Here is a 22,295-nt window from a genome sequence, read left to right as displayed (position 1 = left end):
AGCGACGGGCCCGGAGGCGGTAGCGCAACGGCAAGAACAGTCGGCCGCCAGGCCGTCCGTCGAGGGTGGCGGTGGGAGACGGGCGGGCCCATGAAGGGACCCGGGAGTGCCGAAATCGAATACTGTCTGCCAGGCTGACATGGTTTTTCGCCCCTGTTCGGACCGGTAAGGCGCTTACGCTGTGCGCATGGCTGAGTTCGAAATCGTTCGGCAGGCTGTGATCACGGCCGAGCCCGCGCGCATTCATGGGCTGATCGATAACTTCCACGAGTGGACCAAGTGGTCGCCGTGGGAGGACGTCGATCCGCAACTGCAGCGGAAGTACTCCGGGCCGGACGCTGGAGTCGGCGCCCAGTACGCCTGGGACGGCAACCGCAAGGCCGGTCGCGGCAGCATGGAGATCACCTCCAGCGACGACCGGGAAATAGATATCCGGCTGGCCTTCGAGAAGCCGTTCAAGGCCACCAACAAGACGACCTTCGAGCTGAACCCGGTCTCGGCCCTCGAAGGAGGAGAACCCCGCACCGAGGTGGTCTGGCGGATGAGAGGCCAGCACAAGGGCCTGATGGGCGTGATCGGAAAGGTGTTCCCGATCGACAATATGATCGGCAAGGACTTCGAGAAGGGCCTCGACCGACTGAAGACCGCCGCCGAAGCCAACTGAACCGCCCGAGCGGACCGAATCGCGGCCGCGCATTAGGCTGCGAATATGGCTACTGCAGCGCAATGGATCGAGGGCGCACGGCCCCGTACCCTGCCGAACGCGATCGCCCCTGTTCTTGCCGGAACCGGCGCCGCCGCCTCCATCGAAGGCGCGGTGTGGTGGAAAGCCGTTCTCGCGCTGCTGGTTTCGCTGGCCCTGATCATCGGGGTGAATTACGCCAACGACTATTCCGACGGTATCCGCGGAACAGATGACGTGCGGGTCGGTCCGCTGCGGCTGGTCGGGCAGAAGCTCGCCTCGCCCGCCGCGGTCAAGAATGCCGCGATCATCAGCCTGGCCATCGGCGCGATCTTCGGGCTGGTGCTGGTCATCGCGACGGCGTGGTGGTTGCTGCTGGTCGGCGCGGCATGCCTGGCCGGTGCCTGGTTCTACACCGGCGGCAGCAAGCCGTATGGCTACAGCGGGTTCGGTGAGTTGGCGGTCTTCGTCTTCTTCGGTCTGATCGGTGTGCTCGGTACCGAATTCGTCCAGGCCGAGCGGATCGAATGGGCGGGCCTGGTGCTCGCGATCGGCGTCGGGGCATTCTCCAGCGCGGTGCTGGTCGCCAATAATCTGCGTGACATTCCGACCGATACCGAATCCGGGAAAGTCACCCTCGCGGTCAAACTCGGCGATCCGCGGACTCGCACGCTGCACTTGGCGCTGCTCGCGGTGCCGTTCATCGCGACGCTGCTGTTGGTCGTCCGCACGCCGTGGGCACTGGTCGGACTGGTCGCCGTGCCGCTGGCAGTGCGCGCCAACGCACCGGTGCGCTCCGGTAAGGGCGGGCTGGAATTGATTCCGGCGCTGCGCGATTCGGGGTTGGCGCTGTTGGTGTGGTCGGCGGTTACCGCGTTGGCGCTGGGTATCGTGGGTTAGGGACCGCGAAGCGCGGCACCCGGTTGGCGCCGGCGGAGCCGAGCATGCACTTTCCGGCCGAATTCGGCGATTTCCGCCTAGTTCGCGCAAAGAATGCACGCTCGGACCCATTCCGCCTTCGAGCGAGCTGTGAGCGCGCCAGGAAGCTACTAGTCGTCGCCGTCCGGAACCAGGACGCCGAGGATCCAGTTGACCACCGCGACAATGATCCCGCCCCACACCGCTGCCCAGAAGCCGTCGATACGTAGGCCGTAGTCGGTGGTCTCGGTGATCTTCGCGGTGAGCCACAACATCAGCGCGTTGATCACCAGCAGAAACAGGCCGAGGGTGACGATGACCAGCGGTAACGATAGAAGTTTCACGATCGGCTTGACCAGGGCGTTCACCACGGTGAAGACCACGGCGACGGCCAGGATGACAATGACTTTGCCGCCATTGCCCTTGTCCTCGGGACTCCAAATCTCGATCTTGTCGACCCAGGCTGCCGCCAGCCAGATGGCAACGGCGTTGATAATCAAGCGAATCAGAAGCTGCATGGCTTGATGCTAGGCCCGACCGGCGGGCATGTGCTGCCCCAAAGCGCGAATGGGGTGGCGCGCACATGCCCGACCTCTCACGCCGCACGGTCGAGCAGCGCGTGCACCTTCGGTCGGAGGGCGTCGATCGCCTTCGGACCGCCCAGGATGCGGGTTGTGGTCGCATTGGGCGCGCGCAGAATGCCTAGCAGCAGATGCCCGGATTCGATGGACCTGTCCTTGCGGGCCAAGGCTTCGCGCAGTCCCAACTCCAATACCTTCTTGGCGTCCCTGGTAAACGGAATGTGCCCCCAGTTCCGATCGCGGCCGCGGCCGAATCGGGACCGCTCCTCGGGCACGGCCCGTTCCAGCGCATCCTCGCCGAAGGTGGCCTCCAAACTCTCGCGCACCGCATCCAGATCGATGCCGATCGAGCGCAGCGCCTCGGCGTCCTCCGCACCGAGCGGCTGGCCTTTGGCCTGTTGGCCGAGGCTTTCCAGCACGTCTCGGTGGGTTAGCCCGGCCTCCTCGAGCAATGTCTTCAATTCCGGCTCGCCCTGTGACAACAGACCGAGTAGCACATGCTCCACCTCGATCCTGGGTGCGCGCAGTTCGCGCGCGTCTTCCTGGGCGATGACGATCACCGTCCGCGCCGACCTGCTGAACCGTTCGAACATCAGCGGTTCCCGCCTCTCCGGTTGTATTTCTGGTGGACCGCCTGCTTACTGACCTCGAGCGCCTCCGCGATCGCCTGCCAGGACCAGCCCTGTTCGCGGGCATTGGTCACCTGAATCGCTTCGAGCCGTTCGAGCAGCCGACGCAGTGCGAGCACCGCGCGCAGCCCGACCTTGGGGTCGGGACTGCCTGCGGCGGCCGCCAGTGTGGTCGCTTCAGTCATGTCGTCAATTTTGATTGACGAACTCCGGAGTTGTCAACGAAAATTGACGATGTTCGCCGAAAGAAAACCCCGGCACTGCGGCCGGGGTTGCGGTATCGCTTGCTAGCCGGACCAGATTCCGGTCGCGGCGAACTTGTCCAGGATCGCGGCGGGTTCGGTGAGGTTCATGTCCTGCGCCTGGACCCATGCGTCATCGAAATATGTTCCGGCATAACGATCTCCGCCGTCACAGAGCAGGGTGACCACACTGCCCGAACGACCGGCGGAGATCATTTCGGCGATGAGTGCGAACGCACCCCACAGATTGGTTCCGGTGGAACCGCCTACGCGGCGGCCGATTACCCGACTCGCGAGGCGGGCAGTGGCGACCGATGCGGCATCGGGCACCTCGATCATCCGATCCACCACCTGACCGATGAACGACGGCTCGACCCGCGGGCGGCCGATTCCCTCTATGCGCGAGGGCATTCCGGTCTGATAACCGGCGTCAGCGGTTTCGTAGCCGCCGTAGAACGCGGAGTTCTCCGGGTCGACCACGGCCAGTTTCGACGGGTAGCGGTGATAGCGAATGTAGCGACCGATGGTGGCGCTGGTGCCGCCGGTACCCGCACCGACCACGATCCAGTCCGGCACCGGATGCGCCTCCAATTCCATTTGCTGGAAGATGGATTCGGCGATGTTGTTATTGCCGCGCCAGTCGGTGGCGCGCTCGGCATGGGTGAACTGATCCATGAAGTGGCCACCGCATTCGGCGGCAAGACGCGCCGCCTCGGTGTACATATCCGGTGGTCGCTGTACGAAATGACAACGGCCGCCTTGGGCTTCGATCAACTCGATCTTCTGCGGCGAGGTGCTCGCGGGCATCACCGCGACGAAATCCAGGCCGAGCAATTTGGCGAAATACGCCTCGCTGACCGCGGTCGAACCGGAGGACGCCTCGACCACCGTGGTGCCCTCGGTGACCCAGCCGTTGCAGATCGCGTACAGGAACAGCGACCGCGCCAGCCGGTGCTTGAGGCTGCCGGTGATGTGGGTCGACTCGTCCTTCAGATACAGCTGGACCCGCCATGAGGCGGGCAGCGGGTACCGGATCAGGTGGGTGTCGGCGCTGCGCTGCGTATCGGCCTCGATGAGCCGCACGGCATTGTCGACCCAGGCGCGTGGCGCACTGCGATCGCAGTACTTCACGAGTCCGTCCCGGGCGGGTCGTCGTCACCCCGAAGCCGGGCGCGCAGCTGCGCCTTATCCTGGCGGCGCTTCGCATCGACGACCGCGATGTCCTCGTTGACCCGTGCGCGCAACTTCTTGAACAGCGTCAGCGACAGCGGCATCGCGATGATCAACGCGAACAGGGCGGCGACCACCAGTGGGATCTCCACCGAGACGAGCCTGGCGACGCCGACGATCGCGGCGGTGATGACCACGACCAGACCGAGCCTGGCAAGCGTGTACAGCGCCAGGTTGCGGGCCAGCCGCGCGCTGATGCCAGTGGTTTGCTGTTCGGGTTCACCCTTCGGTGGAGTTGCCTCACTCACGCCGTCCAGCCTATGCGAAGCTATGGCCCACCCTCGGCGCTACCTGCCGTCGAGGCCAGGGCGCGTATCCGTTTTGTCTATTACTTCCCCTTTACCAACTGTAGGTGGTTCGAGTACCTAGGGGTTGCAGTGCAACGATGACGCCATCTGATGAGGGAACTGTCGAGAACGGAGAGGTTTGCTATGACTGCGATCACCGTCGGCGGCCAGGACACCCTGCTGACACCGGGCCAAGTGGCCGCCATGTTCCACGTCGATCCGAAGACCGTCACCCGCTGGGCGCACGCCGGGCGCCTGGGATCGCTGCGCACACCGGGTGGGCACCGTCGGTTCCGCGAATCCGAAGTACTCCAGCTGCTCGAGTCGCTGACCACCGAGGCCACCGCGCGCTGATCATGGTCCGCGGGCCCGTAGCTGTGAGTTCGATATCCCTGTCTAGGGGCCCGCACCCACCAATTTCGTGTCTGCGGTGTTCGAAGGCTACGCACGCGACTACCCTCGTTAGCAGGAGGTGAGCGACGTGACGTACCTGTTGGCACTCATCGCAGTTGTGGCAGTCGCGGTGTTGTGCTGGAAGGCGTTCGGCCCCGAGAAGACAGCCGGACCGCCCACGCGTTCGCCGCAGCGCAAGCGCATCATGGGGCCCGATGACGACCCCGAATTCCTCTGGCGCATTTCGCGCCAGCATCGTGATGGTGACGGGTCTGCCGAGCGCTGAGTAGGGTACGCCCGGTTCGCCGGGCGTTTCCGGTAGGCAGACGCGAATCCTTCAGTCGCGCAACGCATACTGCCCGCGCGGTTTGTTTTTCTGCGCCAATGCTGAATCGCGCCCATGCGCCGCAAATCGGTTTCTACCGTTCCGCAACCAGCCACCAGCGGGCTGGTATCGCAAATGATCACTCACGACCACCGCGGTCGCGCCAACGCACTTCCTGGCACGTGGACGAGAAGTCGGGTTCGGCCTCGACAGCCCACGCGAACGAGAGATGCCTCCGAGGCTCGGGTGTTGTTTCTCGATCCGCGGCCGACCGACGCGGCCGGCAACCAAGCGAAGTACGACCGGCCGCAGATCCTCCTCGGTCAATAAGCCGACGAGGTCGCCGAAACTCGAGTCAGCGAAGGCCGCCGTCGTATTCCTCAGCGTGCCGTTCGACTGCTCAAACGATCACGGCTCGCCGTTGATGACGGCCATCAGGGCGTCCATGAACGACTGCCCGCCCATGATGTAGCCGCCGGCGATCGCGCCGATTACGGCGCCGATCGGGCCGGTGATGATGCTGAAGAAGAACACGCCGACGATGGCGCCGATGACGAGGCCGAGAACGCCGCCGAGGACCACGCCGACGATGTTCTTGTTGATTTCGTCGGTCAGGCGGGCCATGGAATTGACCGGCTGCATCTCGCCGATGTTCTTGGCGCTCAATTTCGGCGTGAGAGCGAGGGTTCGGCCGTTATCGGAGATCGTCTGGTCGACCGCGACCTTGGTGCCGGAGAGCTCGTAGGTCAAGGGGACTTCCGTCACCACAGCGCCGGCATCGGACTTCAGCAGGACCTTGGTGCCGTTGTCGGCGAGTTCGAACTTGCCGCTGTCGACCTCGGTGGTGAGGACGCGGTCCCGGTGCCCATCCGAGATTTCGGAAGCCACCGTGTGGTAACCGATTCCCTGCTCGACGCCGGAGGCCGACACCTCTTTGGCAACTTCCGCTGGCTTCGCATTCGCGGTTCCCGCTGCGATTCCCACGGCGGCGATGGACACGAGGGTGACGGCGAACGTGCCGAACTTCATCAAGGTTTCCTTCTGACAAGCACCGGCCCCGGTAGCCGGTTGACGCGTCTAGCGCCACGTAGCTTGTTGCCCCGCACGGCATTTGGGAACCCCTGACAGCCATCGTTATTCGATTGTTACCCCAGCATCCGACCTATGATCATTTCACACAAGTATCCTTTTTATCCTCAAAAATGGGTGACTCGACGCGCACGCATCTGATGGTGTAGGCATGACGTGATCTCTCACCATTGCAACTTTCAACTTCGTATCTCGGCGCGCGAGTTCGAACAGCCCTGGAGGACGTCACAGGTGTCGCGTCAACGTGTCCGTGCGGGTCTCACCTTGACGGTCTTCATAGCTGTAACCGCGCTGGCCGCGGCCGTAGTGGCCGTGGCGGCGATGTCGCTGAGCAACGACAAGTCCACCGCGAGCAGCCCGTCGCCCGCAGCTCAGAACGACCTCGCGCCGACCACCTCGCCGGAACCGTTCCCCGAGCTACCGCTGACCACTCCCGAGGCCCCGCCGACCACCTCCGCCATCCGCAGCACCTTCGACAAGATCGCGGGCGGCCTGAAGATCGACGTCGGTGACTGCATCGAGATCGGCGGCAGCGGCGACAACCCGACGCTCGGCAAGTCCGCCTGCGGCAGCGCGACCTCCAACTACAAGGTCATCGACAAGGCGGCCGAAAACGCCGCTTGCCCCACCGACGCCGACCGCGCCCTCAACGACACCCTGCGCGGCGTCAACCGCGCCGCCCTCTGCCTGGACATCGACTGGGTAATCGGCGGCTGCATGGACCCGAACAAAGACAACCCGAAGCGCCTCGAGTGCAACACCAAAGGCGTCCCCAACGCCGTCCGCGTCATGGACATCAAACAAAACACCACAAACGTGAACGTCTGCTCCTCCAGCGACCGCGGAATCGTGTACCAACAACGCCAATTCGTAGTCTGCGTCCACCGCTTGTAGCTATCGCCGGGCGCACGACAACACCGGAAGCCCCTGCACCCCACGGATTCCCGATTTCTTGCCGCTCCCGGCGGTTACCTCCCGACCGCGAGCCGGGGATGCTCGAGTAACGCGCGCGCCAAGCCCCTTACACTCGACCACCACGAAGCCATCGTCTACATCGCCATGATCGCCGTCATGTCACGCCGGCCCGCCCACACCTGACACAGTTCTCAGACGCTGACTCAAACAGAAAAGTTAGCTTCTAAATGTTCTCGTGCGGCCGAATCGTCTGGTAGCCAGCGGTAAGCTGTTGTTGACGCGTTCCGCGGTACCGAATGACGTCTCGGGTTCGGTCGATGCTGTAGCTGCCAGCCTGACGTCCCTATCGGGAATGCATCATGTACGTCACCAAGTAGCGAATCGCGTGTCGCAAAGTCGATTCGGCACGTATCGCACTCGCAGCCCCAGTCCGGGTAGCTCGGCAGCGCGGCCCACTACGCGGACATCATAAAGCTCGTTGTAAGGAAGCAAAATGTCTAGCAAAATCGTCAAAACCCTAGCCGCGACTGTTATGGCCGCGCCCCTGCTCGTCCTCGCGGCGCCCGCAGCCACTGCCGATTCGACCGCGGCGCCTCCATCGTCCACCATAGCTCCGGTCGACGGATCATTCGGATCAGCGACGTGGTGTATCCCCCTCGGCAGTGCCGTCTGGTGCTTCTGAGTGAGCGTGTGACGCTCGAGATTCGAGTGAACTCCTGGTAAAGCAGTAATTGCTGAGATCAATTGCTGCACCAGGGAGTTCATTTGTCATCATCGCGTATTGCCGTGCGTTCGTCGCGCCCGACTGGTGGACCGCGCGGCGGTTTGATGCCTATGGATCAACCGCCACCCCACATTGCAGAGCGGGGACGCACGCTCCTACTCATGCGCCCTGTTGCTCTGCCCGGTTCTGCTCCCACTCCAAATTAAACAGTCGCTTTTCCGTCTCCAATTCCCACTGTTTCCGTTGAAGCTCTACGTTTCGCATGCCAGATTCATGCTTGCCCCGATCAGCTGCGTCGACTGATGCTTCGCGGCGTGCCGCTGCATTCTCCAGCCGACGATGCGCGGTGTAGGCGGGTGCGACAATGCCGCCGATGATTCCGCCTGCCAAGTAGCTACCTAGCGCAAATCCAGTCAGCGGCCCCGCGATCGCAGCTGTGATTGCAAGTATCAACATCAGGTCGGCCAGCCTGTGGAGCATGAGTATCGAGCGGACTCTGTAGTTCGCGAGATCGTTCGATGCTTCTTCGAGGGCCTCCTGTATTGCGTCGGGAGCGTTGATGGCCTCTGTGGCGACCGCGGGTACTTCAGGGCGGCCCGGTATCCCTCCAGAGGCGGCAGTCTTCTCGGATATCCACGCAGCGATCAGCCCGGCGATCGCCGATACGTATCCACCCGCAGCGGCAGCGATCCAGAGGACAACGGGTCCTCTCCCGGGATCGTTGGCAGCTTCGGCGGCGAGCGTCGAGATCCACATGGCCCGTAATCCTCCCACCTAGATGAGCCGACATGCCGCATTACCGCGCGCGATGGTCCGCAGTCTTTCGACGCCGAGCATTGATGCCTATGCATCAACGCTGCCCTCGGTGGGGTTCGAAACTGCGACACTCGCTTCAGGAGAGCGGTGTCACAGATCCTCGGTGAGGCTGTACATGACGGGCTCTTGGCTCGGAACCCCTGCTCGCGTCGGACATCACCGCAGGCCGGACAGCAGAAGGTCTATGTCGCGACGACCCAACAGGTCTGGGCACTTCACGATTCAATGCCCCGCACCTGCGAACCGCGGTCTTGCTCGGCGCATTCGTCGGGCTTCGGATCGCAGAAGCGGCCGGCCTCCGCTTCGACGATGTCGACTTCGACGGCGCCATGGTCTACCCGCAACGACAGTGGCCGGACAAGCCACTCGAGACGAAGGCCAGCTACAACCCCTTGCCGATTCCCGCCGAGCTGGTCGACATGCTCGAGACATCCGCCGCTCGATCCGGCACCAACCTCGTGTGCGACGAACTGTGCAAGCCGGTGTCGCCCTGGGTAATCGGGTGGAACCTGCGCGGTATAAAGGATGAGATACCCGGACTGCCGGAAGGGGCAGCTTCCAGGACCTCCGCCATTACTACGCCTCCCTGCTGTTCAGCCAGGGCGCCGACATCAAGACGGTTCAGACCCGAGTTCGCCACGGAAGCGCCGTGACAACATTGCGCTACTACGCGCACCTTTGGCCGGACGCCGACGAATCCACGCGAACAGCGGTCGCTGGCGTTCTACGGGACCGGCTGCAATCTACTGCGTACTCACTGCGTACCGAGACGCCGACCACGTCGGCCGCCAACTCCGCCGACAATCGTTAATCAGCAGCTCAGAGCACTTATTTCGATCCTCAGTTCAGCCCTGCGTACGAATGCAACCCACTGATCACGATGTTGATGATGAAAAGGTTGAACAGCATCGCGACGAAACCCGCGATATTGATGTACGCGGCCTTGGTGTCGCGCCAACCTGATGTGGCGCGGGCGTGGAGGTAGGCGGCGTACAACACCCAGGCTATGAAGGAGCAGGTTTCCTTGGGGTCCCAGCCCCAGAAGCGGCCCCAGGCGGCTTCGGCCCAGATGGCGCCGAGGATTACGCCGGCGCCGAAGAGGGGGAAGCCGATGATGGTGGTTTTGTAGGCGAGGCGGTCGAGGGTGCGGGCGTCGGGGAGGCGGCGGGCGATGGTGCCCAGGATGTTGTCGGATTCGGCGCCTTCGGGCTGACGCAGGCGATAGAGGAACAGCAGGCTGGCGATGCCGGAGACCAGGAAGACGCCGCTGCCGATGCTGACGATGGTGACATGCACGGGCAGCCAGAACGACTTCAGTGCGGGCACAACGGGTGCCGCGTCGGCGTAGAGCACAGTGCCGGCCAGGAACAGCAGGATCAGGATCGGGACGAGCAGGAATACCCACATCGAGCGGTAACGCTGTTCGCGCAGGAACACCATGCCGACCACGGCGGCCGCAGCGGTCGCCATGGTGACGAATTCGTACATATTGCCGAGCGGGAAGCGGTGGGTCGCGAAGCCGCGCAACACGATCGAGGTCACATGCAGGGCGATCGCGACGAACAGTACCGAGAACGCCATATTGCCAGCGCGTTCGGCGAACGGCTTGGCTTGCGGCGTCTCGACCCGGCCGGGTCCGGCGGGACGATCGGAGCCGCCGCCCGCGGTCACCAGTTCACGCGCGACGACCTTCTGCGTGCGCGCCGCCGCGTACTGCACGATCAGCAGCACCAGCACCAGCGCGTACACGACGATCGCCGATTTGAAGGCGAGATCGCTGTACTGGGCGATGGTCTCGTCGATCGGCATGGTCACTCTCCTGTGGCGGATCGGTCACCGAGCAGGCGCTTGCGCAGGCGATCGAATTCGCTGCCCCAGCCCGCCTGATCGGTTCTGGCGAGCCCGCCCATCTCTACTACGGTGCGTCGTTGGTCCACGGTACCTGCTTCGTCCTCGGCCGGGTAGCCGCGGATCCAAATGCGCCGCCGCTTCACCAGCAGCGACACCAGCAGCCCGGCCATCATGGCCAGTGCGCTCACCAGCACCCACTGCTGCGCCGGATCGTGCGATACCTGCAGATTCACGTATTCCTGCGCGCCGTTGAAGGTGACCTTGGTGCCATTGGGCAGCGTCGCCGACTCGCCGGGACGCAGGTTGACCCTCGCCTCCTTGGTCAGTCGCCCCTGCTTGACCTGCTCCGGATCCAGCGCGAACAGCGACTGCGGCTTACCGGTATCGAGACCGGTATCGCCGCGATAGATGTCCACCGCGACGGCCGGATCGTCCATGGTCGGGAACGACGAGGTGAGCAGGCTGCCGTGCAGTAGCGCGGTCGGCGCGAACAGGCCCTCGATTGCGATCTGGTTCTTGCGGCGCTCTTCGTCGGTCGCGTACATGCCGCCGGGCGGATCGATCCGCAGCACACCACTGGACAGGAAGGTCTGCGCATTGTCGGGCCGCCATTGCACGGATTCGGTGCGGGTTTGCCCGTTCGGGAAGGTGACCGTGAATGTCGGCGCGAAACCGTGGCCCTGCAGATACAACCGGTCCCCCGCGACGCGCAGCGGATGATTCACCTGGATCTGCGCATCACGCCAGGTATCGCTCTGCAGATCGCCCCCGGCCTGATATTCGATATGCGAGGTGAACATCTCGGCCTGCCCGTTCTGCAGGTAGTCGGCCTTGAAGTCCTTGACCCGCACGCACAGCGGCGCCATACCGGTGCCGTCGTTGATATTGCCCGCCTTGAACGAGTCGAAGACGGCGGGCGAAGTGGTACAGAAGCCGGGCCCGTTGTTCGCGATGACGATCACGCTGCCCTCATAACCGAACAGCTTGCCGACCGCGATGGCGACGAGTAGCCCGACCAGGGCCAGGTGGAAGACCAGGTTGCCGAGTTCGCGGGTGTACCCCTTCTCCGCGGAGAGGGTGATCTCGCCTTCTCGAGTACCTTCGCGCACCTCGGTCCGCCAGCCGCGCAGTCCCTTTCGCGCATGCTCGAGCACGACGTCCGGGGTGCCATCGATCGTCTCGGAGTAGTGATGCGGCAGCCGAGACAGGTTGCGCGGCACCCGAACCGGCGGGGTGCGCAGTGCGCGATAGTGGTCCAGGCAGCGCGGCAGAATACAGCCGACGAGCGAAATGAACAGCAGCGCATAGATTGCCGTGAACCAAAAGCTGGAGAACACGTCGAACAGCTGGAACCGGTCCATCCACGGCCCGAGCGTCGGCCGGTCGGCGATGTATTGATCGACCTTGCCCTCGTTGAGATTTCGCTGCGGCAGCAGGGCACCCGGAATCGCACCCAAGGCCAGCAGGAACAGCAATACCAGCGCGGTGCGCATACTGGTGAGCCCACGCCAGCCATTGCGCACGAGCGCCCACGCGCGACCCGGTAGCGACTGACGCGGCGGCGTCACCGGCGCCTCGGGTTTGTCGAGCACGGTCATATCGGCAGCGTCACCTCGGAAACGAATGCGTCGCGCACCCAGGCGACGAATTGGTCCCACGCCCCGGTGACCAGCGCGATCCCGACCGCGACGAGCAATATGCCCCCGATGATCTGAATGGTGCGCGAATTGCGCCGCAGCCAACCGACGCCGCGCAACGCGCTCGCCGACCCGAAGGCCAGGATCACGAACGGCAGTCCGAGGCCGAGACAGTAGGCGACGATCAGCGCAACCCCGCGCACGGCCGTCGTGCCCTCGGTCCCGGCCGAAACCGCCATCACTCCGGACAGCGTCGGCCCGAGACACGGTGTCCAACCGAGCGCGAAAACCGCGCCGAGCAGCGGAGCGCCCAGAATGCTCGTGAGCCTGCGCGGCTCCATCCGGGTATCGCGCTGCAACGCGGGGACCAGGCCGATGAACACCAGACCCATCAGGATGGTGACCACACCACCGACCCGTTGCAGCAGTTCACGATTCACGTTCAAGGTCTGGATGACACCGAAAACCGTTGCGGTGGCGAGCACGAACACCACGGTGAAGCCCGCCACGAACAGTCCGGCCGCACCGGCCACTCGGATTCGATCCGTACGTGCCGCAGCCCGATCCACCGAAACCGCTTTGCCGCCAAGACCTTTGGTCTGCGCAGCGGTGGCGGGCGGCGCTTCGGCGCCGACCAGCCCGGCCAGATAGGACAGGTAACCCGGTACCAGCGGCACCACACACGGCGAGGCGAACGAGACCAGTCCGGCCAGTACGCACGCACCGAGCGCCAATAACAGCGGCCCCGTCGCCGCCGTCTGCTGGAACGAATCACCTACTGCGGCAAGCACCATCAGTCGGACTCCACCGGGGGTCGATCAGCTCGCTCGGGCACCGGCGCGGGTTCCGGTGCGAAGTCCATCATGGAATCGGCTGCGGCGCTGCGCGGTACGGCGGAAACGCCGACCCACCGGTCATCGACCGTCCAGACACCGCGGACGAGACGGGCGGCCTGCCGCGGGCGACAGGCACGCGGGCTACGAGTACGGCGATCGCGATTCACGATTGCACCTTCCTACCGCTCGCTACCGAGCGGGACGTAATTACGGCGTGGGCCGAACGAATCACTGCGAACCTTCCGCCGCAATGCGTTCGACAATTGGTTGGAGGTCTTCCGCCAAGAGCGAGCGGAGGAAGACAGCGGCGACCCGATGTTGCCGGTCCAGCACCAACGTGGTGGGAATGACACTGGTCGGGAAGTTACCGCCGAGCGCGAGCAGGGTGCGCATGGACGGGTCGTAGACGGACGGATAACCGACCTTGTTGTCGACGACGAAGTCCTGCGCCTTGTCCTGCTGGAAATCACGGACATTGATGCCGAGGAAAACGACGCCCCTGTCCTTGGTTGCCTCGTAGACCTTGTCGAGCGCGGGCGCCTCGGCACGGCACGGCCCGCACCACTGCCCCCACAGATTGAGCACGACCACCTTGTCCGGGAAGTCGGCGACCGAGGTGGTCTTACCCGAGGTCATCAGATCCGGCCCGGCGAGCTTGCCGATGGTGCCACGCGCGGCGGGCGGATCGTAGAAAATATCGGTTCTGCCGCCGGGCGAGACGAATTCGAACGTACCGCCGGAGGCCACCGCATCCTTCCCGGTCGAACACCCCGCGAGCGCGGCCATCAGGGCCACGCACGCGAGCAGGACCGGCGCCGAACGCCGGGCCGACGGCCGGGAAGAAGTTCTCATGCGCCGTGCACCGTGGGATCCGAACCGCCAGCGGGCTCGGAGTAGACGATGTCGACGAGGGTGTCGCCCTGGTAGACCAGCGAGGTCAGCGAGGCGAGCGAGCACTGCCGGTGCCGCGGATCGTGCCAGAGCCGCTGGCCCTGCAGGAACCGCCGCAGCGTCCAGACCGGCAGCTGATGCGAAACCAGCACCGCCTCGTGTCCAGCCGCCTCGACCCTGGCCTTATTGACCGCGGCCAGCATGCGGTGCGCGATCTGCAGATACGGCTCGCCCCAGGACGGGGTGAACGGATCGCGCAGCTTCCACCAGTGCCTCGGCTTGCGCAGCGCACCATCGCCGACCGAAACCCGCAGGCCCTCGAAGGTATTACCGGCCTCGATCAGATTCTCGTCGGTGCGAACCAGTAGCCCGTGCTGACGCGCGATCGGCTCGGCGGTCTCTTGCGCACGCTGCAGCGGCGAGGCGATCACCAGCGCGATGTCGTGATCGGCCAGCGACCGCGCGACCGCACCGGCCTGCGACCGACCGGTGACCGACAGACTGAACCCGGGCAGGCGACCGTAGAGAATGCCCTTCGGGTTGTGCACCTCGCCGTGCCGCAGCACATGCACGATGGTCTCGACCGAATCGTCATCGACCGACTCCTCGCCGCGCGGACGGGTGACGGTGCCGGAGGTACGCGGCGACGCGACGGCGACAGACTCCTCGGTCTCGTCGGAATCAGGCTGGCCGACGGCCTCGGCGGTGACACCGGATGCGGCAGCGTCGCCGGGCTGCGCGACAATGCCCGATTCGTCAATGGCGCTGGACTGCTCGGGCGCAGCGGCATCGGACTCGTCGGCGACAACGGCGGCTTCCGCGCTGTCGACAGAGGTATCTGGTAGTTCGCGCATTTCTGAATCTGGCTGGTCGGAACTCACGCGCGGGATCCTTCGGGGGTGGCGGCCGCGGCCGCATGTGCGGCGGCGGGCAGGGCGGCGGCGATACGGTCGAATGCGTCCTCGTCGAGCGCCGCGGAGACGAACCATGCCTCGAACGCGCTCGGCGGCGCGTACACACCGCCGTCGAGCAGTGCGTGGAAGAAGGCGGGGAAACGCCAGGTCTGGCTGGCTTTGGCAGTGGCGTAGTCGGTGACCGGACGGTCGGCGAAGAACACGCTCACCATATTGCCCGCGAACTGGACCTGATGCTCGACCCCTGCGGCACCGAGTGCCTCGGTGAACAAGCCGCCCAGTCGCTCGGCATTGCGATCGAGTGCCGCGTACACCGCGTCATCGGCCGCACGCAGCGAGGCGAGCCCAGCGGCGACCGCGACCGGGTTACCGGAGAGGGTGCCCGCCTGATACACCGGACCAAGCGGCGCAAGGTGATTCATGATCTCGGCGCGCCCGCCGAATGCGGCAGCAGGTAGACCACCGCTCATCACCTTGCCGAAGGTGTAGAGGTCACCGGCGACACCGTCGCGGCCGAACCAGCCGGACCGGCTCACCCGGAATCCGGTCATCACCTCGTCCATGATCAGCAGCGCGCCATCATCGGCGGTCAGCTTGCGCAGGCCCTCGTTGAAACCGGGCAGCGGCGCGACCGCACCCATATTGCCCGCCGCCGCCTCGGTGATCACGCAGGCGATTTCGCCCGGATGCGCGGCGAAGGCGGCGGCAACGGCCTCGATGTCGTTGTACGGCAGCACGATGGTGTCGCCCGCCTGCGCGCCGGTAACCCCGGGCGAGGTCGGCAGGCCGAGCGTTGCGACACCGGAGCCGGCATCGGCGAGCAGCGCGTCCACATGGCCGTGATAGCAACCCGAAAACTTGATGATCTTGGAGCGGCCGGTGTAGCCGCGGGCCAGCCGGACCGCGCTCATGGTCGCCTCGGTGCCGGAGTTGACCAAGCGGACCCGGTCCACCGGCGCCATCCGTTCGGCGATCAGCTCGGCGAGCTCGATCTCGGCTTCGGTCGGCGCACCGAAGGACAGTCCGCCGACGGCCGCACGCTGCACCGCCGCGACCACCTCGGGATGCGCGTGGCCGAGAATCATCGGCCCCCAAGAACACACCAGGTCGACGTATTCGTTGCCGTCGACATCGATGAGCGTGTAGCCCTTGGCCGATGCGATGAATCGCGGTGTGCCGCCGACGGACTTGAAGGCCCGCACCGGCGAATTCACACCACCCGGAATCACCGAAGCGGCCCGGTCGAAGAGCTGAGCCGAGACCGGCACCGATGCCCTGGTCACGCGCGGAGAAGAACTCACGACATCCAGTGTCTCAGCCCGATTGGAACGAGTCGACGACAGGGTGTAGTCGAGTGACGCAGACCGCACGCACCGCAGCCTCTTCGGCGCAACACGCCGATCATGGTTGCGGCCGATATCGGTCACTGACCGATTACTGATGCGTAATCTCGGTGCGTCGTCGCACCATCTAGCCCATCGGGAGGGTCCAATGCGGTTCGCCGTCATCAGCGCCACGCTCTTCACCGCGCTCGCCACCGTCACCTTCGGCGCCGGGACCGCAGCCGCCGCGGATCCGGTCAGCCAGCCCGACCGGGTCGGGCTGCATCTGAATCACGCGGAGACCGCGGCCCTCAGCGACGGACCACTGCCCGCGCTGGTCACCATGGTGGTGCCGCTGAACCGGATCGGTGCCGGACTCAAGAGTGACACCGAGATCTACCGCGACGAGAACGGCGGAGTACACGCCTCATTGCGCCAGGTCATCATGGAGGCGGCCAGCCATCCGGACGGCACCGTCACCCTGTATGTCAACGCGCCGGGCACCAGGGACGGCCGCGCGCTGGACATTTATCAGAGCTGGGACTAGGTATACATGCACGGCGCCGAGGCCGAAATGGTGTGCAGCTGGCACATGAAGTTGTTGTACACACCCGCCGAACCGGAATCGGGCACGAAGATCGGCGCGGGTTGGGACACCTCGGTCTGAGTGTCGGTCTGGGCGGCGGGCTCCAGGGGCAGTCCCGGCGCGGCCCATGCGGGCGCCGCACCGATCGCGGCCGTCGCGACGACCGCAGCGCACACTTTCCCGGCAAAACGAATCACAAGCATTTCTCCCAGTCGACACAATTCGGATACCGGCCGAAAGCGTAACGGCCACAACAGTATTCACTGAATGCCGACCGTTGCACCTCGCGGCGCGGCACTTGCACGGTAGTGCAGTCGCGGCGGATGCGCCAGGGCACGTCCCGGATCGGCCGTTGCGCCCGAGCGTGATACGGCGCTACGCGGTGGCGCCGACGCAGAACAAGGCGAAGCCGGTTGTCAGCAGACAGGCCAACGGGACCGGAAGCAGGTTCAGCAGCGAAAACGACGGGATTGTGGGCATCATGCCTGCGATTTTCCCGCGAAATTCACGACCGAACTGGTGCGGCGATGTGGATCGCCGGTGATTGCCCTGGTTCAGCGCGAACGCGCGGCACGCACCGTGCGGGCGACGGCATCGATCGCGAGCACACCGGCCACCATTACCAGGAAAGCGGCCAGCACCAGCCACGGAGCGCCGTAGCGGGTGGAGTCGAAGCCGGGCACGTCCCCCGACGGCGCGAAGGTGGTGGTGATCAGCCCGTTGCGCCAGCTCACCACCGCGAGAACCGCACACCCGAGCGCGAGCGTCAATTCGACCAATGCCGCAAGCATCCGGTCACCGATCGCGATCAAGCGCGTCAACGATCCGCTCCGTTCTCGCTGTCTTCGACTTCCTCGGTCCGCGTGGACAGATCTTCGGTCCCGCCGAGCGCTTCGGTGAGCGCGGCCCGCAGACCGCGATGATCCTTCGCCCACGCCTGCACCAGTTCACCACCGACGAGCCGCAGCCCGATGCCCTTGCGCCGGCGCGGCACTCCGCTCAGCTCGCCGAGCGAACGCGCCGATTCCCAGTCCTCATCATCCCAGGAGTCCTCGTCCCGCTCGGGCAGCACCGCGTCGATGGTCGCCAGCGGTAGGGTCTCAGTGCCCTCGCGCAGCGTGCTGGGAGTCAGCTCGACGCTCACATGCCGCTGTCCCGCGATCACCTGCAGGACAACAAAACCCGCGATCAGCGCGGCACAGAAGATGAGGGCGAACCAGTGCACCTGGTCAGCGGTCACCAATTCCAGAATCAGCACGATCAGGCACAACAACGGCCCGTAGGCCACCGAACGCCAGCGCGCGCCCGGTTCGGCGAACAAGATGGTCGCGCCATCCCCAGAAGCCGTCACACCATGCTCCCGGTCGCGCCGAGCACGGCGACGGAAATCGACACCCGACTCCTGATCAGCCGACCGCGCCGGGCAACAGCAGCACGGCGACGGTGACCAACGCGAACAAGATCAGCAGGCTCAGCACGAGCAGATCTCGTCGAATGCTCTGCGGCTGTTGGATCACCACTCGCATCGATGCCTCCGATCTCCCGGAGCCATCTGGTCGACGTACTTACAAAACGTAAGACAACGCGCAACAAGTGACTTCCGGTTCCCATGTCCTCTGTGACAACCCTCACGATACATGCTGCCGATTTCTTGACAAACTCGCGACCGCTCCAGCCGCGGGTCACCTGCGATTCAGCTGGAAGTAGGCAGTCGAGTCCGGACGGTGACTCAAATACACCGCACCCGCCGCCAGCACGCCCTGCACGATTGCCGCACCACCGGCCAGCAGCGAGGCCGCCCCGGTCACCGCTTCCAGCGCGAACAGCGTGCCCACCGCGACCAGTACGAGCCAGACGCCGACAGCGGTCAAAAGCGTGCGCGCCCACAGCTTTCCGCGCACGAACTGGTGCACGAACAGCAAAGCGAATGCGGCCAGCGCCAACCCGATCACCACAGCGACAACAAAGGCCAACGAGACCATTAGCTCGGCATTGGCCATCGTGAAATTCGGATCGCCGACGTGTACCTGGTCGTACATCTTCTGTGCGAAATCCTTGCGCTGCTGAAACGCCGCAACGACCGACCCGATCATCTGCAGAATGCCGAATCCAATTACGCCCCACCACAATTGCCGCGCCGTCCGAATGTCCTCCGGCGGTTCGGGCCGCGGCCGCGGCGGTCCGACAATTGGTCCACGCGGGTGCGGCCCCGGTGGATACATCCCAAGCGGGTACGGCATCGGTGCATACTCCCCCGGCGGAATCGCGCCCTGCGGATGCAGTCCGGGCGGAATCGGGCCGGGCGGAATCGGGCCGGGCGGAATCGGGCCGGGCGGATGCGCCGCAGCTGGATGCACGCCCTCCGGCGGGGGCTCGGCAGGATTCGGTCCCTGAGTATCGGCTCCTCGCGGACTCGACCCGAGCGACTCCGCCCCGCCCGACTCGCGGTCCGGCGAATCGGATCCACCCGGCTCGGAGGATGACTGCGATGCCGACTCCGAGCTCGACGACTCCAACGACTTCGGACTGCCGGACTCCGACTCCGGGGCCTCGGGTCTGGGCGGATTCGTCACGACAGCCAGTGCGCGGCCTCGGTCGCCCAGTAGGTGAGCACCATATCCGCGCCGGCCCGGCGGATGCCGATCAACGATTCCAGAATGGCGGCGCGGCGGTCGATCCAGCCGCGCTGGGCGGCGGCAGTGATCATCGCGTATTCGCCCGAGATTTGATATGCGGCCACCGGCACCGTCGATTGGTCGGCGACATCGCGCAGGATGTCCAGATACGACATCGCGGGCTTGACCATCACGATGTCCGCGCCTTCGGCCAGATCCAGTTGCAGCTCCCGGATAGCCTCGCGGCGGTTCGCCGGATCCTGCTGATAACTGCGCCGATCCCCTTCCAGCGAGGACGCGACCGCCTCGCGGAACGGACCGTAGAAGGCCGATGCGTACTTCGCCGCGTAGGCGAGGATGCCGGTATCGGTGCGCCCGACCGCGTCCAGTCCGCGCCGGATCGCGCCGACCTGACCGTCCATCATGCCGCTGGTACCGAGCAGATCCGCACCGGCTTCGGCCTGTGCGAGGGCCATCTCCACGTAGCGGTGCAGGGTGGCGTCGTTGTCGACGGCACCGTCCGCCGACAGCACGCCGCAGTGCCCGTGATCGGTGAATTCGTCCAGACAGGTATCGGCCATGACCACCGTCGAATCGCCGACCTCGTCCGCGAGCGCGCGCAGACCCCGGTTGAGAACGCCGTCGGGATCGCTGGCCTTGCTGCCGGTGGCGTCCTTGTCCTCGGGCAGCGGCACACCGAAGAGCATGAGCCCGCCCACACCGGCGGTGACCGCCTCGACCGCCGCCTTGCGCAGGGAATCCATCGAATGCTGCAGCACGCCGGGCATGGAGCCGATCTCGCGCGGCTCCTCCAGTCCGTCGGCGACGAACATCGGCAGCACCAATTGCCGTGGCTCGAGAGTTGTTTCGGCCACGAGACGACGCAGGGCGGGGGTACGGCGCAACCGCCGCGGGCGGTCCAATCCGGTCATAAACCGCACGATACGCCCGGTCCGAATGCGAGTCGCAGGCGGCGGGTGCGCCGACGGATCAGCGGGCCGGGAACCTCGGCGGCATCTGCATCTTTCCGCCGCCGAACGGACCGCCGCCGACCAATACGGTCGACCCCGCCATATATCCGAGGTCGTCGCCGCATAGTGCCAGGATCGCGCGAGCGATCTCCGCAGGCTCGGCCATTCGGCCCAGCGCGGAGACATTCAGTGGACCCCACGCGTCCTTGAACACCGACCACATCGCATCCGGCAGGCCGGCCGGGCGGATCAACGCGGTATCGGTGGTACCCGGCGCGATCGCATTGACCCGGATACCGCGCGGGCCGTACTGCTGGGCCATCGAGCCGACCATCCCCTCGATCCCGGCCTTACTCGCCGAGTAGGCCGGCGCATCGGCCATCAATGATTTCGAGGTCGTGCACAGGATCACCCCGCCGCCCGAGCGCTCCAATAGCGGTACCTCGTATTTCACCGAGAGGAAGACTCCGCGCAGATTGGTATCGAGGACGTCGTCCCACTGCTCGATCGGCAGTTCCTCGGCCGCGCCCTCGATTCTGATCCCCGCATTGTTCAATGCCACATCCAGGCGACCGAACCGGCGCTCCACCTCGGCGACCAGTTGTTCGATATCAGCCCGAACGCGAACGTCAGCGCGCACGTAGTGTGCTGCGCCGCCGATGGATTCGGCGACCTGTTTGCCGAGCTGTTCGCGGCGACCGCAGAACACCACGGACGCGCCCTCGGCGGCGAAGGCTCGCACCGCGGCCTCGCCGATACCGGATGTACCGCCGGTCACCAGCACCACCTTCCCGGCGAAGCGCCCACTCGAAGCCGCCGTCGGAAGCGGATCGGTCGGCGGATCGCGCAGGTACGGCGGCACCACAACGGCCGTCGCAACCGCGGCGGCACCCGCACCGGCGGCCGCGAGTCCCATGAACGCCCGGCGTGAACGACTCTGTCCCCCAGTGGATTCGGTATCCGGTGTCGATTCCGTATGCATGCACCGATCATCTCGGCGGGTGGCGCGGGCCACTTCCTCCTACCGGCCCGACCTTTCGGCCGATCGGAGGACACCACATCATCCCCGTGAAGGATGTCTCGAAGATTCGATAAGCCCGCTGCGCGACACCGCGAGCCCCCGGCGGTCGCCGGCCACATCACCCGGAACCTGTGGAATCCCGCGCCCAGCTCTGGCGGCTCGTCCGGCGGTTCGGCCGCGGCCGTTGCGGCCGGATCGGTAACGGTGGCGCACCGCAACGACGGTCTCGGATCGGTGCGCATTCCCGCGGCCTGCTGCGGGGTGATGTACCGGCGCTCGAAGAGTGCGGTGCGAGGGGCGGATGATGTCTGAACACGCACCCGCCAACAAATCACGCGCACCGAGCATCCCGTCTCACAGCCGGGCACCGCGTCCCCGGTTGTTCCGGCTGGAACGCGGGATTCGCGGATCACCGCACGGTTGGCTGTAGCGTGCGAAAGCCCTTGTGGGCGGGCGTTTTTTGTCGGTGGGCAGGAGTAAAATCGAAGGTGTGTTCGAGGGAATCGCTCCGGGTTCCCGATCGCGACGGGAGGACGCCACCGTGCCCAACACCGCACCGAAGTCGAAGGTTATCGATCGGCCCTATGTTCCGCTGCAGAAGCGGCCACTGCCCACCGGGCGGCCGCGCAAGTGGTACATCTCGCACAATCGGCGGCTCAAGGCGATGCGGCTGACCATCGCCCTGCTCGACTCCGGGATCTACCTGCCGAGCCAAGCCAGCAACGAAAGGATCCGGCGCACAGCCGAACTCATCGATATCCGCCCGCCGTCCGACACCACCTGCCGGTTGGTGCGGACCCTGATGCGCTACAGCCGCTGA

General features: G+C 65.3%; 27 protein-coding genes and 1 pseudogene. 9 read left to right on the top strand and 19 right to left on the bottom strand.

What is annotated here, in order from left to right; genetic code table 11:
- The first annotated feature begins 187 nt into the window (after positions 1-187).
- Together ACIBJI_RS01265 and ACIBJI_RS01260 are read left to right on the top strand one after the other, a co-directional pair.
- On the top strand, positions 188-664 hold the full coding sequence (locus ACIBJI_RS01265) for an SRPBCC family protein (RefSeq protein ID WP_364356152.1): 477 nt from the start codon (positions 188-190) through the stop codon (positions 662-664).
- Positions 665-709: 45 nt separating this feature from the next.
- The gene (locus ACIBJI_RS01260; RefSeq protein WP_396958303.1) at positions 710-1,582 is read left to right on the top strand and encodes a 1,4-dihydroxy-2-naphthoate polyprenyltransferase; all 873 of its coding nucleotides are present in this window, start codon (positions 710-712) and stop codon (positions 1,580-1,582) included.
- A gap of 149 nt (positions 1,583-1,731) precedes the next feature.
- Here ACIBJI_RS01260 and ACIBJI_RS01255 read toward each other — a convergent pair whose 3' ends face one another.
- The 5 genes from ACIBJI_RS01255 to ACIBJI_RS01235 all read right to left on the bottom strand — a co-directional run bounded on the left by ACIBJI_RS01255 (position 1,732) and on the right by ACIBJI_RS01235 (position 4,530).
- A complete protein-coding gene (locus tag ACIBJI_RS01255) occupies positions 1,732-2,118 on the bottom strand; it encodes a phage holin family protein (protein WP_040696159.1) in 387 nt (128 codons plus the stop codon).
- Positions 2,119-2,195: 77 nt separating this feature from the next.
- Positions 2,196-2,774, bottom strand: coding sequence for a Clp protease N-terminal domain-containing protein (locus ACIBJI_RS01250; protein WP_397082664.1), 579 nt, complete (start codon positions 2,772-2,774; stop codon positions 2,196-2,198).
- Complete coding sequence (locus tag ACIBJI_RS01245; protein WP_040696163.1) at positions 2,774-2,995, bottom strand: hypothetical protein; 222 nt, start codon at positions 2,993-2,995, stop codon at positions 2,774-2,776. The genes ACIBJI_RS01250 and ACIBJI_RS01245 overlap by 1 nt, the downstream gene beginning before the upstream one ends.
- A 102-nt stretch (positions 2,996-3,097) precedes the next feature.
- Positions 3,098-4,183, bottom strand: coding sequence for a PLP-dependent cysteine synthase family protein (locus tag ACIBJI_RS01240; RefSeq protein ID WP_364356163.1), 1,086 nt, complete (start codon positions 4,181-4,183; stop codon positions 3,098-3,100).
- Complete coding sequence (locus tag ACIBJI_RS01235; RefSeq protein WP_364356166.1) at positions 4,180-4,530, bottom strand: DUF4229 domain-containing protein; 351 nt, start codon at positions 4,528-4,530, stop codon at positions 4,180-4,182. The genes ACIBJI_RS01240 and ACIBJI_RS01235 overlap by 4 nt, the downstream gene beginning before the upstream one ends.
- A gap of 183 nt (positions 4,531-4,713) precedes the next feature.
- On the opposite strand from ACIBJI_RS01235, the gene ACIBJI_RS01230 reads away from it, so the two are divergent.
- Together ACIBJI_RS01230 and ACIBJI_RS01225 are read left to right on the top strand one after the other, a co-directional pair.
- Positions 4,714-4,923: a BldC family transcriptional regulator gene (locus tag ACIBJI_RS01230; RefSeq protein ID WP_364356169.1), complete on the top strand. Its 210-nt coding sequence runs from the start codon at positions 4,714-4,716 to the stop codon at positions 4,921-4,923.
- Between the two features lie 127 nt (positions 4,924-5,050).
- Positions 5,051-5,248, top strand: a complete 198-nt coding sequence (locus tag ACIBJI_RS01225) for a hypothetical protein (RefSeq protein WP_040696246.1) — start codon at positions 5,051-5,053, stop codon at positions 5,246-5,248.
- A 447-nt stretch (positions 5,249-5,695) separates the two neighbouring features.
- Here ACIBJI_RS01225 and ACIBJI_RS01220 read toward each other — a convergent pair whose 3' ends face one another.
- Positions 5,696-6,316: a hypothetical protein gene (locus tag ACIBJI_RS01220; RefSeq protein WP_396958300.1), complete on the bottom strand. Its 621-nt coding sequence runs from the start codon at positions 6,314-6,316 to the stop codon at positions 5,696-5,698.
- A gap of 372 nt (positions 6,317-6,688) precedes the next feature.
- On the opposite strand from ACIBJI_RS01220, the gene ACIBJI_RS01215 reads away from it, so the two are divergent.
- A complete protein-coding gene (locus ACIBJI_RS01215; RefSeq protein ID WP_364356176.1) occupies positions 6,689-7,270 on the top strand; it encodes a hypothetical protein in 582 nt (193 codons plus the stop codon).
- Between the two features lie 904 nt (positions 7,271-8,174).
- Here the strand turns inward: ACIBJI_RS01215 and ACIBJI_RS01210 are convergent.
- Positions 8,175-8,771, bottom strand: a complete 597-nt coding sequence (locus tag ACIBJI_RS01210) for a hypothetical protein (RefSeq protein ID WP_397082661.1) — start codon at positions 8,769-8,771, stop codon at positions 8,175-8,177.
- 311 nt (positions 8,772-9,082) lie between these two features.
- On the opposite strand from ACIBJI_RS01210, the gene ACIBJI_RS01205 reads away from it, so the two are divergent.
- Positions 9,083-9,484 (top strand): hypothetical protein, encoded by a 402-nt coding sequence (locus tag ACIBJI_RS01205; RefSeq protein WP_397082660.1) that lies wholly within the window; start codon positions 9,083-9,085, stop codon positions 9,482-9,484.
- A gap of 187 nt (positions 9,485-9,671) precedes the next feature.
- On the opposite strand, the gene ccsB is transcribed toward ACIBJI_RS01205, so the two are convergent.
- The 6 genes from ccsB to hemL all read right to left on the bottom strand — a co-directional run bounded on the left by ccsB (position 9,672) and on the right by hemL (position 16,261).
- Positions 9,672-10,640, bottom strand: coding sequence for a c-type cytochrome biogenesis protein CcsB (gene ccsB, locus ACIBJI_RS01200; protein WP_364356179.1), 969 nt, complete (start codon positions 10,638-10,640; stop codon positions 9,672-9,674).
- A gap of 2 nt (positions 10,641-10,642) precedes the next feature.
- Entirely contained in the window at positions 10,643-12,280 is a 1,638-nt protein-coding gene (locus ACIBJI_RS01195) for a cytochrome c biogenesis protein ResB (RefSeq protein ID WP_364356182.1), read from the bottom strand.
- Entirely contained in the window at positions 12,277-13,113 is an 837-nt protein-coding gene (locus tag ACIBJI_RS01190) for a cytochrome c biogenesis CcdA family protein (protein ID WP_364356185.1), read from the bottom strand. Before ACIBJI_RS01190 ends, ACIBJI_RS01195 begins: the two co-directional genes overlap by 4 nt.
- 270 nt (positions 13,114-13,383) lie before the next feature.
- Positions 13,384-13,941, bottom strand: coding sequence for a TlpA disulfide reductase family protein (locus tag ACIBJI_RS01185; protein ID WP_364356391.1), 558 nt, complete (start codon positions 13,939-13,941; stop codon positions 13,384-13,386).
- 62 nt (positions 13,942-14,003) lie between these two features.
- Positions 14,004-14,621, bottom strand: coding sequence for a histidine phosphatase family protein (locus ACIBJI_RS01180; protein ID WP_364356394.1), 618 nt, complete (start codon positions 14,619-14,621; stop codon positions 14,004-14,006).
- Between the two features lie 302 nt (positions 14,622-14,923).
- A complete protein-coding gene (gene hemL / locus ACIBJI_RS01175) occupies positions 14,924-16,261 on the bottom strand; it encodes a glutamate-1-semialdehyde 2,1-aminomutase (protein ID WP_364356188.1) in 1,338 nt (445 codons plus the stop codon).
- Positions 16,262-16,451: 190 nt separating this feature from the next.
- Between hemL and ACIBJI_RS01170 the strand changes: the two genes are divergently transcribed.
- A complete protein-coding gene (locus tag ACIBJI_RS01170) occupies positions 16,452-16,829 on the top strand; it encodes a hypothetical protein (protein ID WP_364356191.1) in 378 nt (125 codons plus the stop codon).
- Here the strand turns inward: ACIBJI_RS01170 and ACIBJI_RS01165 are convergent.
- The 6 genes from ACIBJI_RS01165 to ACIBJI_RS01140 all read right to left on the bottom strand — a co-directional run bounded on the left by ACIBJI_RS01165 (position 16,826) and on the right by ACIBJI_RS01140 (position 21,436).
- Positions 16,826-17,071, bottom strand: a complete 246-nt coding sequence (locus ACIBJI_RS01165) for a hypothetical protein (RefSeq protein WP_364356194.1) — start codon at positions 17,069-17,071, stop codon at positions 16,826-16,828. The genes ACIBJI_RS01170 and ACIBJI_RS01165 overlap by 4 nt on opposite strands.
- Before the next feature lie 351 nt (positions 17,072-17,422).
- Positions 17,423-17,689 carry a hypothetical protein gene (locus ACIBJI_RS01160; RefSeq protein WP_364356196.1) on the bottom strand — a complete coding sequence of 89 codons (267 nt, stop codon included), beginning with the start codon at positions 17,687-17,689 and terminating at the stop codon, positions 17,423-17,425.
- On the bottom strand, positions 17,686-18,219 hold the full coding sequence (locus ACIBJI_RS01155; protein WP_364356199.1) for a hypothetical protein: 534 nt from the start codon (positions 18,217-18,219) through the stop codon (positions 17,686-17,688). The genes ACIBJI_RS01160 and ACIBJI_RS01155 overlap by 4 nt, the downstream gene beginning before the upstream one ends.
- 331 nt (positions 18,220-18,550) lie before the next feature.
- Entirely contained in the window at positions 18,551-19,225 is a 675-nt protein-coding gene (locus ACIBJI_RS01150) for a hypothetical protein (protein WP_397082657.1), read from the bottom strand.
- A gap of 212 nt (positions 19,226-19,437) precedes the next feature.
- Positions 19,438-20,415 (bottom strand): porphobilinogen synthase, encoded by a 978-nt coding sequence (gene hemB / locus ACIBJI_RS01145; RefSeq protein ID WP_364356205.1) that lies wholly within the window; start codon positions 20,413-20,415, stop codon positions 19,438-19,440.
- Between the two features lie 58 nt (positions 20,416-20,473).
- Positions 20,474-21,436, bottom strand: coding sequence for an SDR family NAD(P)-dependent oxidoreductase (locus ACIBJI_RS01140; RefSeq protein ID WP_397082655.1), 963 nt, complete (start codon positions 21,434-21,436; stop codon positions 20,474-20,476).
- Positions 21,437-21,586: 150 nt separating this feature from the next.
- On the opposite strand from ACIBJI_RS01140, the pseudogene ACIBJI_RS01135 reads away from it, so the two are divergent.
- A pseudogene (locus tag ACIBJI_RS01135) lies at positions 21,587-21,739 on the top strand (amidase family protein); the annotation flags it as partial.
- 226 nt (positions 21,740-21,965) lie between these two features.
- Positions 21,966-22,295 carry a hypothetical protein gene (locus tag ACIBJI_RS01130; RefSeq protein WP_364356211.1) on the top strand — a complete coding sequence of 110 codons (330 nt, stop codon included), beginning with the start codon at positions 21,966-21,968 and terminating at the stop codon, positions 22,293-22,295.

This window comes from Nocardia sp. NPDC050408, assembly GCF_044458905.1.
GTDB lineage: Bacteria > Actinomycetota > Actinomycetes > Mycobacteriales > Mycobacteriaceae > Nocardia.
The sequence above is the reverse complement of the archived record's forward strand: the minus strand, read 5'-3'. Positions and strand labels throughout refer to the sequence as shown.

Excerpts from the sequence above, each read along its gene's own strand:
- ACIBJI_RS01265 (WP_364356152.1), top strand. The coding sequence starts at position 188 with ATGGCTGAGTTCGAAATCGTTCGGCAGGCTGTGATCACGGCCGAGCCC.
- ACIBJI_RS01260 (WP_396958303.1), top strand. The coding sequence starts at position 710 with ATGGCTACTGCAGCGCAATGGATCGAGGGCGCACGGCCCCGTACCCTG.
- ACIBJI_RS01255 (WP_040696159.1), bottom strand. The coding sequence starts at position 2,118 with ATGCAGCTTCTGATTCGCTTGATTATCAACGCCGTTGCCATCTGGCTG.
- ACIBJI_RS01250 (WP_397082664.1), bottom strand. The coding sequence starts at position 2,774 with ATGTTCGAACGGTTCAGCAGGTCGGCGCGGACGGTGATCGTCATCGCC.
- ACIBJI_RS01245 (WP_040696163.1), bottom strand. The coding sequence starts at position 2,995 with ATGACTGAAGCGACCACACTGGCGGCCGCCGCAGGCAGTCCCGACCCC.
- ACIBJI_RS01230 (WP_364356169.1), top strand. The coding sequence starts at position 4,714 with ATGACTGCGATCACCGTCGGCGGCCAGGACACCCTGCTGACACCGGGC.
- ACIBJI_RS01220 (WP_396958300.1), bottom strand. The coding sequence starts at position 6,316 with ATGAAGTTCGGCACGTTCGCCGTCACCCTCGTGTCCATCGCCGCCGTG.
- ACIBJI_RS01210 (WP_397082661.1), bottom strand. The coding sequence starts at position 8,771 with ATGTGGATCTCGACGCTCGCCGCCGAAGCTGCCAACGATCCCGGGAGA.
- ccsB (WP_364356179.1), bottom strand. The coding sequence starts at position 10,640 with ATGCCGATCGACGAGACCATCGCCCAGTACAGCGATCTCGCCTTCAAA.
- ACIBJI_RS01195 (WP_364356182.1), bottom strand. The coding sequence starts at position 12,280 with ATGACCGTGCTCGACAAACCCGAGGCGCCGGTGACGCCGCCGCGTCAG.
- ACIBJI_RS01190 (WP_364356185.1), bottom strand. The coding sequence starts at position 13,113 with ATGGTGCTTGCCGCAGTAGGTGATTCGTTCCAGCAGACGGCGGCGACG.
- ACIBJI_RS01185 (WP_364356391.1), bottom strand. The coding sequence starts at position 13,941 with ATGGCCGCGCTCGCGGGGTGTTCGACCGGGAAGGATGCGGTGGCCTCC.
- ACIBJI_RS01170 (WP_364356191.1), top strand. The coding sequence starts at position 16,452 with ATGCGGTTCGCCGTCATCAGCGCCACGCTCTTCACCGCGCTCGCCACC.
- ACIBJI_RS01165 (WP_364356194.1), bottom strand. The coding sequence starts at position 17,071 with ATGCTTGTGATTCGTTTTGCCGGGAAAGTGTGCGCTGCGGTCGTCGCG.
- hemB (WP_364356205.1), bottom strand. The coding sequence starts at position 20,415 with ATGACCGGATTGGACCGCCCGCGGCGGTTGCGCCGTACCCCCGCCCTG.
- ACIBJI_RS01140 (WP_397082655.1), bottom strand. The coding sequence starts at position 21,436 with ATGCATACGGAATCGACACCGGATACCGAATCCACTGGGGGACAGAGT.